General features: G+C 66.7%; 15 protein-coding genes. 10 read left to right on the forward strand and 5 right to left on the reverse strand.

The genetic code is table 11. From position 1 onward, the window contains the following. The first annotated feature begins 167 nt into the window (after nucleotides 1–167). Nucleotides 168–1,571 carry a dihydrolipoyllysine-residue acetyltransferase gene (aceF, locus tag ABNK63_RS02440; protein ID WP_350016598.1) on the forward strand — a complete coding sequence of 468 codons (1,404 nt, stop codon included), beginning with the start codon at nucleotides 168–170 and terminating at the stop codon, nucleotides 1,569–1,571. Nucleotides 1,572–1,585: 14 nt separating this feature from the next. Then, complete coding sequence (lpdA, locus tag ABNK63_RS02445) at nucleotides 1,586–3,397, forward strand: dihydrolipoyl dehydrogenase (protein WP_007807423.1); 1,812 nt, start codon at nucleotides 1,586–1,588, stop codon at nucleotides 3,395–3,397. Between the two features lie 167 nt (nucleotides 3,398–3,564). On the opposite strand, the gene ABNK63_RS02450 is transcribed toward lpdA, so the two are convergent. Continuing rightward, entirely contained in the window at nucleotides 3,565–4,068 is a 504-nt protein-coding gene (locus ABNK63_RS02450) for a Spy/CpxP family protein refolding chaperone (protein ID WP_007807422.1), read from the reverse strand. 133 nt (nucleotides 4,069–4,201) lie between these two features. On the opposite strand from ABNK63_RS02450, the gene ABNK63_RS02455 reads away from it, so the two are divergent. Both ABNK63_RS02455 and ABNK63_RS02460 read left to right on the forward strand, forming a co-directional pair. After that, on the forward strand, nucleotides 4,202–4,903 hold the full coding sequence (locus ABNK63_RS02455) for a response regulator transcription factor (RefSeq protein WP_350016599.1): 702 nt from the start codon (nucleotides 4,202–4,204) through the stop codon (nucleotides 4,901–4,903). Beyond that, a complete protein-coding gene (locus tag ABNK63_RS02460; protein ID WP_007807420.1) occupies nucleotides 4,900–6,252 on the forward strand; it encodes a HAMP domain-containing sensor histidine kinase in 1,353 nt (450 codons plus the stop codon). Before ABNK63_RS02455 ends, ABNK63_RS02460 begins: the two co-directional genes overlap by 4 nt. 951 nt (nucleotides 6,253–7,203) lie before the next feature. On the opposite strand, the gene ABNK63_RS02465 is transcribed toward ABNK63_RS02460, so the two are convergent. Beyond that, a complete protein-coding gene (locus ABNK63_RS02465) occupies nucleotides 7,204–7,500 on the reverse strand; it encodes a hypothetical protein (RefSeq protein ID WP_157582045.1) in 297 nt (98 codons plus the stop codon). 666 nt (nucleotides 7,501–8,166) lie between these two features. Here ABNK63_RS02465 and dapB point away from each other — a divergent pair. Next, the gene (dapB, locus tag ABNK63_RS02470) at nucleotides 8,167–8,967 is read left to right on the forward strand and encodes a 4-hydroxy-tetrahydrodipicolinate reductase (protein WP_007807418.1); all 801 of its coding nucleotides are present in this window, start codon (nucleotides 8,167–8,169) and stop codon (nucleotides 8,965–8,967) included. Between the two features lie 4 nt (nucleotides 8,968–8,971). Here dapB and ABNK63_RS02475 read toward each other — a convergent pair whose 3' ends face one another. Together ABNK63_RS02475 and ABNK63_RS02480 are read right to left on the reverse strand one after the other, a co-directional pair. Then, nucleotides 8,972–9,451 (reverse strand): hypothetical protein, encoded by a 480-nt coding sequence (locus tag ABNK63_RS02475; protein WP_350016600.1) that lies wholly within the window; start codon nucleotides 9,449–9,451, stop codon nucleotides 8,972–8,974. Continuing rightward, nucleotides 9,448–10,023: a sigma-70 family RNA polymerase sigma factor gene (locus ABNK63_RS02480; protein WP_007807416.1), complete on the reverse strand. Its 576-nt coding sequence runs from the start codon at nucleotides 10,021–10,023 to the stop codon at nucleotides 9,448–9,450. The genes ABNK63_RS02475 and ABNK63_RS02480 overlap by 4 nt, the downstream gene beginning before the upstream one ends. Nucleotides 10,024–10,146: 123 nt before the next feature. On the opposite strand from ABNK63_RS02480, the gene ABNK63_RS02485 reads away from it, so the two are divergent. Then, complete coding sequence (locus ABNK63_RS02485; RefSeq protein ID WP_007807415.1) at nucleotides 10,147–10,473, forward strand: DUF6249 domain-containing protein; 327 nt, start codon at nucleotides 10,147–10,149, stop codon at nucleotides 10,471–10,473. A gap of 59 nt (nucleotides 10,474–10,532) precedes the next feature. Further along, entirely contained in the window at nucleotides 10,533–11,159 is a 627-nt protein-coding gene (locus ABNK63_RS02490; RefSeq protein ID WP_040673152.1) for a trimeric intracellular cation channel family protein, read from the forward strand. Between the two features lie 52 nt (nucleotides 11,160–11,211). Here ABNK63_RS02490 and ABNK63_RS02495 read toward each other — a convergent pair whose 3' ends face one another. Then, complete coding sequence (locus tag ABNK63_RS02495; RefSeq protein ID WP_350016601.1) at nucleotides 11,212–12,162, reverse strand: DUF4892 domain-containing protein; 951 nt, start codon at nucleotides 12,160–12,162, stop codon at nucleotides 11,212–11,214. Nucleotides 12,163–12,580: 418 nt separating this feature from the next. Here ABNK63_RS02495 and ABNK63_RS02500 point away from each other — a divergent pair, with 418 nt between their 5' ends. The 3 genes from ABNK63_RS02500 to ABNK63_RS02510 all read left to right on the forward strand — a co-directional run bounded on the left by ABNK63_RS02500 (nucleotide 12,581) and on the right by ABNK63_RS02510 (nucleotide 15,581). Beyond that, nucleotides 12,581–12,865, forward strand: a complete 285-nt coding sequence (locus ABNK63_RS02500; RefSeq protein WP_007807412.1) for a hypothetical protein — start codon at nucleotides 12,581–12,583, stop codon at nucleotides 12,863–12,865. Between the two features lie 116 nt (nucleotides 12,866–12,981). Further along, entirely contained in the window at nucleotides 12,982–14,562 is a 1,581-nt protein-coding gene (locus tag ABNK63_RS02505) for a pilus assembly protein TadG-related protein (RefSeq protein ID WP_350016602.1), read from the forward strand. 47 nt (nucleotides 14,563–14,609) lie between these two features. Next, the gene (locus ABNK63_RS02510) at nucleotides 14,610–15,581 is read left to right on the forward strand and encodes a hypothetical protein (protein ID WP_350016603.1); all 972 of its coding nucleotides are present in this window, start codon (nucleotides 14,610–14,612) and stop codon (nucleotides 15,579–15,581) included. Nucleotides 15,582–15,585: the final 4 nt, after the last annotated feature.

A 15,585-nucleotide genomic window follows, 5' to 3' on the forward strand; every position in this document is an offset into this window, starting at 1 on the left:
GCGCACGGCGCGTCCGCTCAAGGTCATGGATACGCCGGCGCATGGTGGGGTGCGAAGGCCCGAAGTTACACGATCCGGCATACGCAAGGCACGCCCCTTCGCTATGATTGACGTCTTGTATGCAGCCGCCATCCCCGAGCGGCGCGCCCTCGCCAGCAGGAGTCATCATGGCCGACCTCAAAGAAGCCCGCGTTCCCGACATCGGCCACGCCGACGTCCCCGTCATCGAAGTGCTGGTGAAGGTCGGTGACCGGGTCGAGAAGGAACAAAGCCTGATCACGCTGGAGTCGGACAAGGCCACGATGGAAGTTCCCTCGCCGTTTGCGGGCGTGGTGAAGGAGATGAAGCTCAAGGTGGGCGACGAGGTTTCCGAGGGTGCGGTGATTGCCGTGATTGAAGCCGACGGCGCAGCCGTCTCCGCGTCCCCCTCTCCCGTATCGGGAGACGACCGCAAGGATGCGGGAGGTAGAGCAATGCAGGGAGCGATTGCCGAGGGCAGGGGTGAGGGAGCTCAGGCCCCCGCTCAGCCAACCGCCCCCGCTCAGCCGACCCCCGCGCCAGTAGCCGGCCAGGGCGTGCAGCCGGGCATCGCCCCCGAGGGCGACGTGCCGCCACAGGTGCGCCCGCCGGTCGATGCGCGCGTGGTGATGCCTGGCGACGCGCCCTATGCCAGCCCGGCGATCCGCGCCTTCGCCCGCGAGCTTGGCGTGGACATCCAGCAGGTCAAGGGCAGCGGCCGCGGCGGGCGCATCCAGCGCGACGACGTCAGCGCCTACGTCAAGCACGCGCTGGCCTCCGGCGCGCGTCCGTCGACGGGCGCCGCCGCTTCGGTCGGCGGTCTCAGCCTGCTGCCGTGGCCCAAGGTCGACTTCGCCAAGTTCGGCGAGATCGAGGAGAAGCCGCTGTCGCGCATCCAGAAGATTTCCGGTGCGAACCTCGCGCGCAACTGGGCGATGATCCCCCACGTCACCCAGCACGAGGACGCCGACATCACCGAGATGGAGGCGTTCCGCAAGCAGCTGGGCGCCGAGAACAAGGACCTCAAGATCAGTCCGCTGGTATTCCAGATCAAGGCCGTGGTGGCCGCGCTGAAGGCGTTCCCGCAGTTCAACGCCTCGCTCGACGAATCGGGCGAGAAGCTGATCCTGAAAAAGTATTTCCACATCGGCATCGCGGTGGACACGCCCGACGGCCTGGTGGTGCCGGTGATCCGCGACTGCGAAAAGAAGGGCCTGCTCGAGCTGGCGCGCGAGCTGGGCGAGATCTCGAAGAAGGCGCGTGACAAGAAGCTGGGGCCGGCTGAAATGTCCGGTGGCTGCTTCTCGATCAGCTCGCTGGGCGGCATTGGCGGCACGTATTTCACGCCGATCGTCAATGCGCCGGAGGTGGCCATCCTGGGCGTCTCCAAGGCCGCGGTGAAGCCGGTGTGGAACGGCAAGGAATTCGCACCGCGCACGATGCTGCCGCTGTCGCTGTCGTACGACCACCGGGTGATCGACGGTGCGCTCGCCGCGCGCTTCGCCAGCTTCCTCGCCAACCAGCTCGGCGACATCCGCCGGCTGCTGCTCTGACGGAGGCGATGACGATGGCGAACACGATCGAGATCAAGGTTCCCGACATCGGCGGCCACGACAACGTGCCGGTGATCGAGGTGCTGGTGAAAGCCGGCGACACGGTGGCGAAGGAACAGAGCCTGATCACGCTGGAGTCGGACAAGGCGACCATGGAGATTCCCTCCAGCGCCGCCGGCGTGATCAGGGAAGTGAAGTTGAAGGTGGGTGACGAGGTTTCCGAAGGGGCGGTGATTGCCGTGGTGGAAGTGGCTGGTGAAACGGCTGCGGCGCCGGCTGCGAAAGCGGAAGCGCCCGAGGCCGCTGCACCGATGCCGGCCGCCGTTCCGGCGGCCACCCCTCCTCAGCCCTCCCCTGCGAGCAGGGGAGGGAGCGAATCGGCACCGAAGGCTGCCGCGGCATCCGGTCGCAAGGCCGACATCGAATGCAAGCTGGTCGTGCTCGGTTCCGGTCCGGGTGGCTACAGCGCCGCATTCCGCGCCGCCGACCTCGGCGTCGACACCGTGCTGGTCGAACGCTACGACAGCCTGGGTGGCGTCTGCCTCAACGTGGGCTGCATCCCCTCCAAGGCATTGCTGCATGCTGCGGCGGTGATCGACGAAGCCGCCGCGATGTCCGCGCACGGCGTCAGCTTCGGCGCGCCGAAGATCGACCTCGACAAGCTGCGCAGCTTCAAGACCAAGGTGGTCGGCCAGCTCACCGGCGGCCTTGCCGGCATGGCCAGGGCGCGCAAGGTGCGCACCGTGACGGGCACCGGCATGTTCGTGTCGCCGCATGAAATGGAAGTCCGGACGGCCGAAGGCACGAAGCTGATCCGCTTCGAGCACGCGATCATCGCCGCCGGTTCGCAGTCGGTGAAGCTGCCGGCGTTCCCGTGGGACGACGAGCGCGTGGTGGACTCCACTGGCGCGCTGGAACTGAAGGATGTGCCGAAGAACCTGCTGGTCGTCGGCGGCGGCATCATCGGCCTGGAGATGGCCACGGTGTATTCGGCGCTGGGCAGCGCGGTGACCGTGGTCGAGTTCATGGACCAGCTGATCCCGGGTGCGGACGCCGACCTGATCAAGCCGCTGGCCAAGCGCCTGGGCGGCAAGCTCAAGGGCGTGCACCTGAAGACCAAGGTGGTCAGCGCCAAGGCCACCAAGAAAGGCATCGAGGTCGGCTACGAAGGCGACAGCATTCCCGAGACCACGCTGTTCGACCGCGTGCTGGTCGCGGTGGGCCGCTCGCCGAACGGCGGCAAGATCGGCGCGGACAAGGCCGGCGTCGCGGTGACCGAACGCGGCTTCATCAACGTCGACACGCAGATGCGCACCAACGTGCCGCACATCTACGCCATCGGCGACCTGGTCGGCCAGCCGATGCTGGCGCACAAGGCCACCCACGAAGCGCACGTGGCGGCGCAGGCGGTGGCCGGGCTGAAGAGCCACTTCGACGCGCGGGTGATCCCGTCGGTGGCCTACACCGATCCGGAGATCGCCTGGGTCGGCGTGACCGAGCGCGAGGCGAAGGAAAAGGGCCTGAAGGTCGGCGTGGGCAAGTTCCCGTGGGCGGCCTCGGGCCGCGCCATCGGCATCGACCGCACCGAAGGCTTCACCAAGCTGATCTTCGACGAGGAAACCCATCGCATCGTGGGCGCCGGTATCGTGGGCGTGCACGCGGGTGACCTGATCTCCGAACTGGCGCTGGCGATCGAGATGGGCAGCGAGGCAGCCGACATCGCGCTCACCATCCACCCGCATCCCACCCTGGGCGAGTCGGTGGGCATGGCCGCGGAAGTCTACGAAGGCACCATCACCGATCTGTATCTGCCGAAGAAAAAATAGGCATTCCCGACGAAGGCCGCGAAGAGCGGGAGTCTCGGTTCACTCCGGGCGTGGCGCAGCGAAGTCGAAGGATGATTGCGCGGAGGTCGTCTGCACGCCGCGTCCATGAAGAAGCCCGGACCAGTCCGGGCTTCTTCCATTTGCGCGACCGGTCGGTCGCCGATCACTTACCCGGCTGACGGCTGCGGGTGCTCCGCCCGGAACTGCTTCCACTGGGCGCGGCGGGCCTGCGCCTGCGCCTTGAGCGTGGCTGCCTGCGCCTGCTGCGCCGGGGTCAGCAGCGCGTAGATCTGCGCCCGCAGGTTGGCCATCTGCTGCACCCGCTGCTGGGCGGCCTGGCCTTCGGCCTGGGCCAGCCGGGAAGCGGCGGCCTGGTAGCCGACCTGGTTCGGCGTCATCGATTCGAAGGCGCTGCGCTGTTGCCGCAGGGCGTCGCGCGAGGACTTGTTCTGCTCGCGGCTGCTGCGGATGATCTGCTTGACGCTGGCCTTCTGCGCGTCGCTGAGGTTCAGCTTGCCCAGCATCATCATCTGGCCGTCGCCCCGATGATGGTGGCGCCCATGGCCGAAGTCGCCATGTCCTGCGCCGCCAGCGGGCGCGGCCAGTGCGACGGAGCTGCCGATGGCCAGTGCCGAGGCCAGGGCCAGGCCGAGGAGGGTGTTCTTGCGCATGACGTGTACCTCTGTGGTGGGGAGTTTGTACGCCATCATTTGACGACACCGCTGCGTATATGTTCTTTGCGGACAGGTAAAGATCGGTAAAGAACGTGGTGTCCCGACCGGGCCATCCCATTGAATGGCGGCCATGCAAACTCCGAATCCCCCTCGCATCCTGATTGTCGATGACGACCGCGCGCTGTGCCGGCTGCTGGCGGAGTACCTGCAGCGCGAGGGCTTCGTGGTGGATCTCGCCCACGACGGCGACGCCGCGCTGGCCCGCCTGCGCAACGCTGCCGAGCGGCCCGACCTGCTGATCCTCGACGTGATGATGCCCGGTCGCGACGGCCTGGAAACCCTGCGCGAGCTGCGCATGCAGCACCGCTTGCCGGTGATCATGCTGTCCGCGCGGGGCGAGCCGGTGGACCGGGTGATCGGGCTGGAGCTGGGCGCTGACGATTACCTGGCCAAGCCCTGCCTGCCACGTGAACTGCTGGCGCGGGTGCGCGCGCAACTGCGCCGCAACGCGCCACCGGTGTCCGGCACGCTGCAGGTCGGCAACCTGCAGCTGTTTCCGGGCGAGCGCCGCGCCCAGGTCGGCGGGCAGGACCTGGTGCTCACCGGTGCCGAGTTCCTGTTGCTGCTGGGCCTGGCGCAGCGCGCCGGCGAACTGGTCGACAAGGCCAGCCTGACCCGGCAGGCGCTGGGTCGCGAAATCGAGCGCTTCGACCGCAGCATCGACGTACACGTCAGCCGCCTGCGCCACAAGCTGGCCGACGCATCGCCCGACGCGCCGCGGATCGACGCGGTGCGCGGCTCCGGCTACGTGCTGGTGGCGGCCGCGCCATGAAGCCGATGCGCACTTCGCTGTACTGGCGATTGCTGGTCTGGTTCTGCGTAGCCAACCTGCTGGTGCTGGCGCTGGGCGGACTGTTCGCCCGCCGCTTCATCGAGTTCACCACCAGCATCGAAATCAACTGGGCCGCGCTGGCGCAGGACGCCGACCAGGCCTATGAAAGCGGCGGCCGCGACGCGCTGGCCGCGTGGGTGGCCCAGCAGCGTCAGCAGGGTGTGGAGGCCACCCTGTTCGAGCACGGCGAGATGCTCTACCCGATCCGCCTGGGCGTCTCGGTGCGTTCGCAGCTGCCCGCGTTGCTGTCGTCCGATCGCAGCGTGGTGATGCAGCCGCGGCCCGGTTTCTACGTCGCCGTCCAGCAGGTCGTCGGCAACGACGGCCACGCCCGCCAGCTGCTGGCGATGAGCCACTCGCACGTGCGCCTGCGGCCGCAGACCCGCGAGAAGATCTACCTGGCGATGCAGCTGGCGCTGTCGCTGCTGTTCATCGGCCTGGTCGGCTGGTGGGTGGCGCGCAGCGTGGCACGTCCGGTCGAGGCTTTGCGCCGCGCGACCCGGCGCATGGCCGAGGGCGAACTGTCGACGCGGGTCGGCCGCCAGGGTGGGCTGGCGCATGACGAGCTGGCCCAGCTCGCCGGCGACTTCGACGTGATGGCCGGGCGGATCGAGGCACTGGTCGCGCACGAGCGCGGCGTGCTGCAGGATCTGTCACACGAGCTGCGCTCGCCGCTGGCGCGATTGCAGCTGATCCTCGACCTGTCCCGGCGCGGCGGCGACAGCCCGGAGGGTGCCGCCTACTTCGCCCAGGCCGAGCAGGAAATCGCCCGGCTCGACCGGATGCTGGGCGAGATGCTGGCGCTGTCGCGGATGGAGGGCGGCCTGCCCGGCATGGAGCGCGAGCTGCTGGAGCTCGCCGAGGTGGTGCATGAAGGCGTCGAGCAGTCGCGCCTGGAAGCGGATGCGCAGCGGGTCGAATTGCAGCTGACCGGCGTCGACTCCGCGAAAATTTCCGGCAACGCGATGCTGCTGGAACGGGCGGTGGCCAACCTGCTCGCCAACGCGATCAAGTTCAGCGCGGCAGGTGGTCGGATCGAGGTGGCCCTGCGTGTTGACTCGTCGTTTGCCGAGATCAGCGTGCGCGATCACGGGCCGGGTGTGCCGGCGAATGAACTCGCGCTGCTGTTTCGGCCGTTCTTCCGTGGCAGCAATGCGGCGCGGGCGGAGGGGCATGGCCTTGGATTGGCCATCGTGCAACGGGTGGTGCAGGTGCATGGGGGCACGATCGACGTGGCCAACGCCGAGGGTGGTGGGTTGGAGGTGAGGTTGCGGTTGCCGCTGGCTTGACGGCGTCCGCAAGGTCCGCGTGCGGGTTGCGGGGTTTGTCGACAGTCCATCCATGGACTGACGCCAAACTGTTTTGCATCCATGCGAACCACCCTCCGGGCTGATCCTCCACCCGCTCGCCGCTGGAGAGGGGCCTGGGTAGGGCAGCGAGCCAGGGTGGCACGCACTCGGTACGCAACCGCTGCGCGGTTGCGAAAACCGAAGCGAAGAGCGAAGAGCGAGGCAAAAAGCCTGCTGTCGGTAGGACTGGCGGCGGACGTGAGCGTGCAACCGCACACGTCGATCGCCTGATGCATGCGGCGCAGCGCCCGGCCTTTCTCCCTCCCCTGCTTGCAGGGGATGGCTGGGGTGGGGTCCGCTCTGGATCTCTTTGACTCCTTGCATCTTGCCGATACCTCGATCTGCGGGATATGCAAGGTCGCCCCAGGCCGTCCGAGCCTCTCACATCCTCATGCAAGCCTGCCAAACCGAATAATCAACTCGCTTGACGGGCCCACTTCGAAAGCTGAACATCGAATGCATGTACCCGATATGGGTCCACCAAGCTTCGGGCCATATAGGCAGACGATGAGCCAGCAAAGACACTGCCCGTACTGCGAGAAACCATTCTCCATCGGGTATCTTGAGTTATGCACGTTGCCTCTGTGGCCAAATTTCAGGAGGTGGCGTGGCAGGTGTATTCATTGTGATTGTGGCTTGCAAGCATCAGGCCTTTGGGAAATTTTGACCGGGATCGTGTCAACTGTTGCTCTGGTTGCTGCTTTCGTACTTTTCGTGCCTGTACATCCGAGGCCATCAAACTCGCTGGGCTGGGCATATGCAGTTCTGGCTTTGCCGGCTCTTTATTTTCTTAATGGATCAATCAGATATATGACGATTTCGTATCCGGAACTTTCGTAGCATCGGCCAATCGTTCAAGGCGGATGGCTTCGCCGCCGCTTAACCCCATGGTCATTCTTCATATGGGTGTTCACGCGAATTTGAAAGCGTCGCCACTACTGGTGATCGTGTTCTGCAAAGCTCCCCTTTGCCCTTGGGCGTCATCGCAGCGATTCCGTACTTGTAACGCTTACTGTAGTTGGGGAGCGCGTCGAAATTGACGTCTTTGAGGATGGTCACGCGGAGGTTTCTCGGTTCAGAGGGCACGAAGATATTGAGGGCGGCCTTGAGCTGGTAAACAGCATCATTGCAGCTAACATCGATCCTGCTGCTTAACAGATCATTCGAGGCAGGCGGGACAGTTTCCATGTTTTAGTGGACACCCTGAATGAAATTTTCGGGAGTTCACGCCATGTCCACGAGCCGTCTATCGCTCCTCTGATCAAACGCACCGCCTCAGGTTAGAGCGTGCCTGAGCTGGCCAGCGCGGTTCAAAACCCCGGGTCAGTGTGAACTTTCGAGTGACCGTCCCGAGTACGAAGCCAGCTCCCGCAACACCGTCATCCTTGAAGGAGGGCGAAACACCTGTGCGTGGCGTGCGCGGTGCACTGTGCGTTGCGGCTTTGCTCTTGAGACGGCTCTTCTGAAAAGTGCGGGCCACGATGGCCCGCTGCTCTACCCGGGACCCCTCTGCAGCGGCGGGCGGGTGGAGGACCAGCCCGCAGGGTGGTTCGCATGGATGCGAACCAGTTTGGCGTCAGTCCATGGATGGGCTGTCGACAAACCCCGGAGCCCGACCGCGCGCCTGCGGACAGGCGACGGCATGGATGCCGGAGTTGAGGCAACGCAGGAGCGGTTGCCCGATGTCCGCAAGGCGCGGAAGCGGGGTGCCCCTCTCTTTGGTTCCTTTCTCTCGGGCAAGCGAGAGAAAGGGACTCGCCCTCCGCCAGGAGGACGAAAGCTCTTGCTCCGAAATTGAAATGACCCGGAGTCGCCTGCGACTATGCTTGCCCATCACCCCTCAACGAGACTCCCATGTCAATCAAGATATGCGTCGCCGGTGCCACTGGTTGGGCGGGTTCCGAACTGTCGCGCGGCATTGCCGCGACGGATGACCTCGACATGGTTGCCGCGGTGGCACGGCGACGTGCCGGTGAAACGCTCGGCGCGGTGCTTGGCGAGGCAGGCTTGCAGGCACCGATCTTCGCCAGCGTGGACGCGGCGCTGGCGCAGCCGTGCGACGTGTTCGTCGAGTACACGCGGCCGTCCAGCGCGAAGGCGAACATTCTCGCGGCGCTGGAGCATGGCGCGCATGTGGTGGTCGGCACCTCGGGGCTGACGGACGAGGACTATGCGCAGATCGATGCGCTGGCACGGCAGCGGCAGCGTGGCGTATTGGCCTGCGGCAATTTCGCCTTGACCGCAGTGCTGCTGATCAAGTTTGCCGAGATGGCGGCGAAGCTGATCCCGCAGTGGGAGCTGATCGACTACGCCAGCGCGACCAAGCCCGACGCGCCCAGCGGTACGGTGCGCGAGCTGGCCGGGCGGCTGGGCAAGGTGCGCCAGCCGCTGCTGGCGGTGCCGCTGGAGCAGACCGCGGGTGTTCGCGAGACGCGTGGCGGCACGCTGGCGGGCAGCCAGGTGCATGCGGTGCGGTTGCCGGGCTTCGTGCTGGGGGCGGAGGCGATCTTCGGCATGCCGGACCAGACCTTGACGATCCGCCACAACGCGGGAAGCAGCGCGAAGCCGTATGTCGATGGCGCGCTATTGGCGATACGCAAGGTGCCCGGCCTGGTCGGGCTGCATCGCGGGCTGGATGCGGTGATTGATTGGTAGTGACTCAGCGTTGGTGGCGATGTGTGCGTTGTTGCCACAGTCCCAGTAGCCACGACGCGCCGACGCAACCGGCCAGTGCCAACAGCCAGTGTGTGGCGGGTGCCTGCGGATTCGGTGCCAGCGCAGCGAATGAAGGCAGCCAGGCGCTGCCGTAGATCGCGATCACAGCGATTGCGGCCACCGCCATCGTGGCGGCGAGTACCAGCATCAGCTTGAACTCGAAGGAAGCGCTAGCCGATGCGGCGGGTGACGGAACGGCGCCGACTCGCGCAGCCAACTGCTGCGCAAAATCTGCCGGCAGCGATTCGGTCAGCGGCTGGCGCAGGCTGCGCGCGATCAGCCGGTAGCACCGGCTGCGTGCATCGTCGCCGGCGGGATCGAGCTGCAGCCGTTCGCGCCGCATGGCGCTCTCCTGCGCCTGCCATTCGCGCTCGAGCGCGGCATCGTCAAACGTGGGGATGTGGTCTTCGTCGTGCGGAATCATGCGGCAACTCCTGTCCGTGTTTCGAGCGCGTCGCGCAGGCGCAGGCGCGAGCGGAACAGATGGCTCTTGATCGTGCCCGCGGCCATGCCGGTGATGCGGGCGATCTCGGGTATGGACGTCTCTTCGAGGTAATACAGGGTCAGCAAGGTGCGTTGCAAGGGTGGCAGCGCCTCGATCGCCTCATGCAGGTGCCGTGCGGTTTCCTCGTCGGCGCAGGCGGCCTCCAGGTCGAAACCGTCCCCGATGCTGTCCACCAGCGACTCGCCGTCGTCGCCGCCGGGCTCGACCAGGGCGATGCGCTTGTGTTGCAGGTGGCGCAGCGCGATGGTGAAGGCGATCCGGCCAATCCATGATTTCAGCGCGCTTTCGTAACGGTACTGATGCAGGCACTGGTGCACGCGCAGGAAGGTGTCCTGGCACAGCTCGCGGGCGTCTTCCGGGTTGCGCACCATGCGCTGGATGATGTGCCAGCACAGTCCCTGATACTCGCGCACAAGGCGTTCGAACGCGCCCGGCCGGTTGGCCAGCACGGCGTCGACCAGCGCGCGATCGGCTTGGCGGATGTCATCCATGGGTGCAGAGATACGCGCACGGCTCGAACGGTTGCAAGCAGATCGCTGCAACCGTTGCCGGGTCACCCGTATCTGTGGATATCGAACGGTCGACCTTTTCGGCCATCTGCAAGGGAGCATTCCATGAATTTCGGTGATCTGATTCCGATGGTGTTGTTCGTCTGCATTGTCTACGCCATCAAGGTCGTGGTCGATGCCCGGGTCCGCAGTCGCATGATCGGGGCCGGGGGTTCGGAGGAACTGGTCAAGTCGATCCTGCTCGACGAGGAGCAGCGTCGCCGCCATTCGTCGCTGCGCTGGGGCATCGTGCTGCTGTCGGTGGGCGTGGGTTTCGGGCTGATCCAGTGGTTTGGCTGGCAGGAAGTCACCCCCGGCCTGATCGCCGTGCTGGCGCTGGCCACCGGCGCGGGTAACCTGGCGTTTTTCGCGATTTCGCGCAAGGTCTCCTGAAGCTGGTTCAATAGCGGGCATTCGCCGTGTCGTCGGCATGCCCGCAAGTGAGCCACCGCGTGAACGAGCAACTGTTGTTCAACCTGGTCGACCTGGCCGGCACGTTCGCCTTCGCGATCAGCGGCGCCACCGCCGCGCGGCGCTGCAACCTCGACCTGTTCGGCATTCTGGCGATCGCCTACATCACCGCCTGCGGCGGCGGCATCGCCCGCGACCTGTGCATCGGCGCGGTGCCGCCGGCGGGCCTGTCGGACTGGCGCTACCTGCTGACCGCGGTGATCGCCGCCCTGCTCACCATCGTGGCCTATCCGTGGGTGGAGCGGCTGACCTATCCGGTGCGGCTGTTCGACGCGATGGGGCTGGGCCTGTTCGCGGTGTATGGCGCGCACAAGGCGCTGGTGTTCGGCTACAACGCCGAGGTGGCGATCCTGCTCGGCATGATCACCGCCGTGGGCGGCGGCATGGCGCGCGACGTGCTGCTGGCGCGGGTGTCGATCGTGCTGCAGCAGGAGATCTACGCGCTGGCCGCGCTGGCCGGCGCCGCGCTGGCGGTGCTCGGCGAGTATCTGCACTGGCCCGCGGTATGGGCCACTTGGCTGCCTATCCTGTTCTGCTTCGGCCTGCGCTTTGCATCGCTGCACTGGCACTGGAACCTGCCACGCTTCGGACGTCCGCGGAACGAGTGAGCGCGGCGCGGGCCGCCTGCCGTCGGCGACCCGCTCGGCCGATGTCCGTGGGTTACTGCTCGACCAGTTCGACGCGCCGGTTGCGTGCCTTGCCGTCGTCGTCGCGGTTGCTGGCCACCGGCGCGTACGAGGCCAGCCCCTTCGCCGCCAGCCGGCCCGGCGCGATGCCGTAATCCGCGATGAGCGCCTTGGTCACCGCCTCGGCGCGCTGCTGCGACAGGGCGAGGTTGTGCGCCAGCGCGCCGCTGTTGTCGGTGTGGCCCACGATGCAGACCTTCAGCGCCGGCTGCGTCTTCAGCAGCTTCGCCATCTCCGCCAGCGTGCCGCCGGATGACTTGTCCAGCACCGCGCTGTCGCTGGCGAAGTGGATGCCGTACAGCGCGATGTGTCCGCTTTGCGCCAGGCCCTGGCTCATCGCCTTCGCGTCGACGGTCACCTGGCCGGTGGCCATCGCCCTGGCCTCGACGATCTGCAGCAGGACGCCCACGGGTTGCTGCTCGTTCTGGCTGACCAGCAGCGAAACATCGACGTTGCCGCCGGGTCGCTGCAGTCGGGCGGTCAGCGATTGCACGTTGCCGTCGGCGGATTCCAGGGTGGAGACCATCAGGTTGCGGTCGCCGTGCAGCTGGTCAAGCAGGGGCTCGATCAGCGCGCTGCCGAAATCGAAACCGCCGCAGCCCTCGTCACCGCTGCAATGAAAGCGCAACTGGAAACCGGCGGCCTTCAGCGCCTGGGCGAAATTGCGGTAGACCTCCAGCGCACTCTTGCCGGCCGGCACCGTGTAGGCGATGCGGGTGAGCCGGCCTTCCGCGGGTTCGCTGCGGGCGAAGCGACCGGGCTGGTCGGCATCGTAGCGGCCCAGTGGCAGGGTCGCGGTGCCGTAATCCTTCTGCGCGTAGCCCACGATGACCGAGCCGGCGAAGCGCGACACCACCGGATGGTCGTGGCTGCCGGACACGTCGTGCGGGGGCAGTGCGGCGGCGAGTGCCGATGCCGCCAACAAGGGGAGCGCGAGGGTGGGCAGGAGGACGAGCGGGCGGAGCAGGAGCTTGCGCATGTATCGAGGGTCTCCAGCGACTTTCGAAGAGCGGGCACCTTAGCAAATTCGCCGCAGGTGCCATCGTGATCGCCTGCCGTGTCGCCGCGCCCGTTCAGCTGCGGCGTTTGAATCGCGGCGGATTTTCGCCGTTTGTGTGACACGTTTCGCAAAAAAAGTGCTGCATGCCGCGACCTTCACAAATCTGCAGCAGGCCTTCGGTAAGTTCCTGCGACAGGAGAGGCCATCTGCGAAAGCATGACGTTGGCGCTCCTGCATGGTGCGTGGTCGAGACGACTGACCAGGGGGCGCACCACCTTCCATCGAAGTCTGTCTGGGCCGGCCGTGTCGGCGGTCCCACCATCACTTGAGAAAGGGGTAGCCCATGAAAGCTCGTTTCATTCGCAACACAGGGATCCGTGTCCGCCAGCGTGGCCAGGGCATGACCGAGTACATCATCATCACCGCCCTCATCGCGATCGCCGCCATTGCGGCCGTGACGTATTTCGGCGGCACCGCCCGCGCCCAGATCGGCGGCATGGCCAAGGAGCTCTCCGGCCAGAGCGCAACGCAGGACATCAACCGGGCGAAGAACCAGGGCAACAAGGCCCATTCCGAGGGTACCAAGGACAAGACCCTCAACAGCTACAACAACGCCACCGCCAAGTAAGCACCGCCACGAACTGACGAACCGGATGCGGCATCGCCGCGTTCGCGGGGATGCCCGTCGCGCCGGCAGCGATGCCGGCCTGCACGGGCGTCCGGTTCCCGACATGGGGGTGTGCAATGGCCTGGTCGATCGACGATGGAACAAGCGGCGACGGTGCGAAGCGGCCGTCGCGTGCCGGTGCGCCTGGCCGCCAGCGCGGCCAGGCGCTGGTGCTGGCGATCGTGGCGTTGCTGGTGCTTTGCATCGGCGTGATCGTGGTGTTCAACACCGGGCAGGCGGTGTCGAAGAAGGTGGAGCTGGTCAACGCCGCCGACGCCGCGGCCTACAGCGCCGCCGTGCAGCAGGCGCGCGCGTACAACCTGATCGCCTACATGAACCGTGCCGAGGTCGCCAACGAGGTGGCCGTGGCGCAGATGACCAGCTGGTATTCGTGGACGAATTTCACCCTGCGCGGCACCGACAACTTCAAGGATGCCGTGCAGGCGATCGCGATCATCTTCGACGTCAGCATCGTCGGCGCCGAGGTGGGCGCGGCGCTGCAGGAAGTGGTCACCGCGCTGAATGAAGTGAAGACGGTGGTGAAGACCCTGCGCGACGGCATGCAGGTGGCGTTCTCGGCGGGCGTGACCGCCATCGCGGCGATCAACAAGGCGTACTCCGTCGCCTCGCGCGGTATCGCCACGGTGGAATCGCAGGAGGCGCTGAAGCTGGTGCCCGAGGTGGTCAAGCGCAATACCGACGGCAAGGCGAAGATCGGCGCCCGTGGCTATGCGCTGCTGGAACAGGGCGCGCTCGACGCGCGCGCCTATGTCACCCACTACACGATCCCCACCTCCGGTCGGCGCGATGCCGGGGCCGACCGCTTCGCCAACGTGGTGATGGAGGCGCGCGACGGTTTCTCGCGCGAGCGCAACGGCGGCATCGGCCCGATCCACAAGCGCGGCGGCACCGACCTGGTCGGCTACACCCAGTGGGTGGGCGTGGACACGCTCAACGTCAAGGTCGGCTGGCTGGGCGTGAACGAGCCGCTGGCCTGGGGCGGCGGCGCGGCGGTGAACAGCATGTCGCGCTCGTTCCGCTCGGTGGCCAGCCCGGGCTTCAACAACGGCCGCGGCTGGGACTCGCCGTACGAGATCGATCGCGGCCACTACAAGCGCTACGCCGAAGGCATCGACAACGGCAAGGCGGGCAAGAAGGTGCTGTCGTCCCCCGCCATCGGCGGCAGCAGCAAGGCCTGGCTCAGGAACTACACGCCCGCCAGCAGTCCCGGCCTGCAACCCTACGACGACATCGCCGACAACAAGGCCACCGTGCCCTACGACAACGATCGCAGCGCGAAGCAGAACGGCGTGGAGGCAATGGACGTGGGCCCGGTGTTCACCGTGCTGGTCGAGCAGCCGATGAAGACGGTGCGCACCAGCGACAACGTGCCGGGCATCGGCGGGCCACCGGATTTCGAGGCGCCCGACCAGACCGTCGCCAACGACATGACCGCCCTGTCCTCGGCCCAGGTCTACTTCAGCCGTCCGCGCGGGTTCGGCCTGTTCGACAACGTGATCAGCCCGTCGAGCCGCGAGATGGGCAGCCTGTTCAGTCCCTACTGGCAGGCGCGGCTGATCGATACGCCATGCAACACCCGTCAGGAAGTCGCCATCGCCTATGGCGCCGTGGCCCCGTGCGTGCCGGGCAAATCCTGATGGCCAGCGGCACCTCCTCCCCTCACACCCAGTGGAAACAGCAAGCCATGATCGAAGCAAGAACAACACGGAGCGGCATCGCGCAGGGATCGTGCAGCAGCAACACTCCGGGTCACCGACGCCCCCTGCGGCAACTGTCGGTGGCGTTGTGCACCGTCCTGCTGGCAACCGTGCCGCTGGTCGGCTGCTCGTCAGGCGACGGTGGCGACAGTGGCGGTGATGCGCAGGACGGCGCGGTCAACCTGGCGCAGAAGACGCCGCCGATCCACCTCAACCAGACCAGCGTGCTGCTGCACGATGGCGTGCCCGCGGCGGAACACACCTATCGCCAGGCGCTCGCCCGCTGCAGCGCCGGGGCGGTGCCGGTGAAGCCGCTGGCCGACGACGTGGTGGCCAAGCTGGGCCACACCTATCTGGAAACCTGGTACGACGGCGAGCGGATGGCGGTCAAGGCGGATCGCTGGGACTTCAGGAGCGCCGGTCCGTCTGCCGCGGGCTGCGTGTTCGAGCCGGTGCACGAGGCGCGGCTGACCATCGTCGAGCCGGGCGCGACCACGGTCGCGGACCTGGTCAAGGGCACCGCCACCCGCGAGCGCTCCGACGGCGTGGTCCGTGAAGCCGTTGCCGGCGACGAGGACGGCACGGCACCGGATGACGTGGCACAGGACGACGCGAAGCTGCGGGCCCAGGTCATGGGCGAGCTGCAGAAGCAGGGCCAGGCTGACCTGGTCGGCCAGTCCGCGGGCGAGGCGAAGGTGGCCGGCCAGCCGTGCGTGCGCCTGAGCAGTGCCCAGGGCGAAGCCTGCGTGTGGAGTGGCGGCAGGAAGTGGGGCTTCGTCACCGATACCGCGGCCGACGCCGACCGCATGGATGCGCCGGTCGACAACATCACCTTGTCGAACAAGCCGGCCGACGGCAACGGCTACCAGCTGACCACCGACAGCATGAGCGTGGGTACGCCGATCGACGACAAGGTGTTCGTGCTGCCCGGCAAGCTTGCTGTGACCCCGGCCCGCTAGCGCG

It is taken from the genome of Rhodanobacter sp. IGA1.0 (assembly GCF_040208325.1).
GTDB classification, from domain to species: Bacteria; Pseudomonadota; Gammaproteobacteria; order Xanthomonadales; family Rhodanobacteraceae; genus Rhodanobacter; species Rhodanobacter spathiphylli.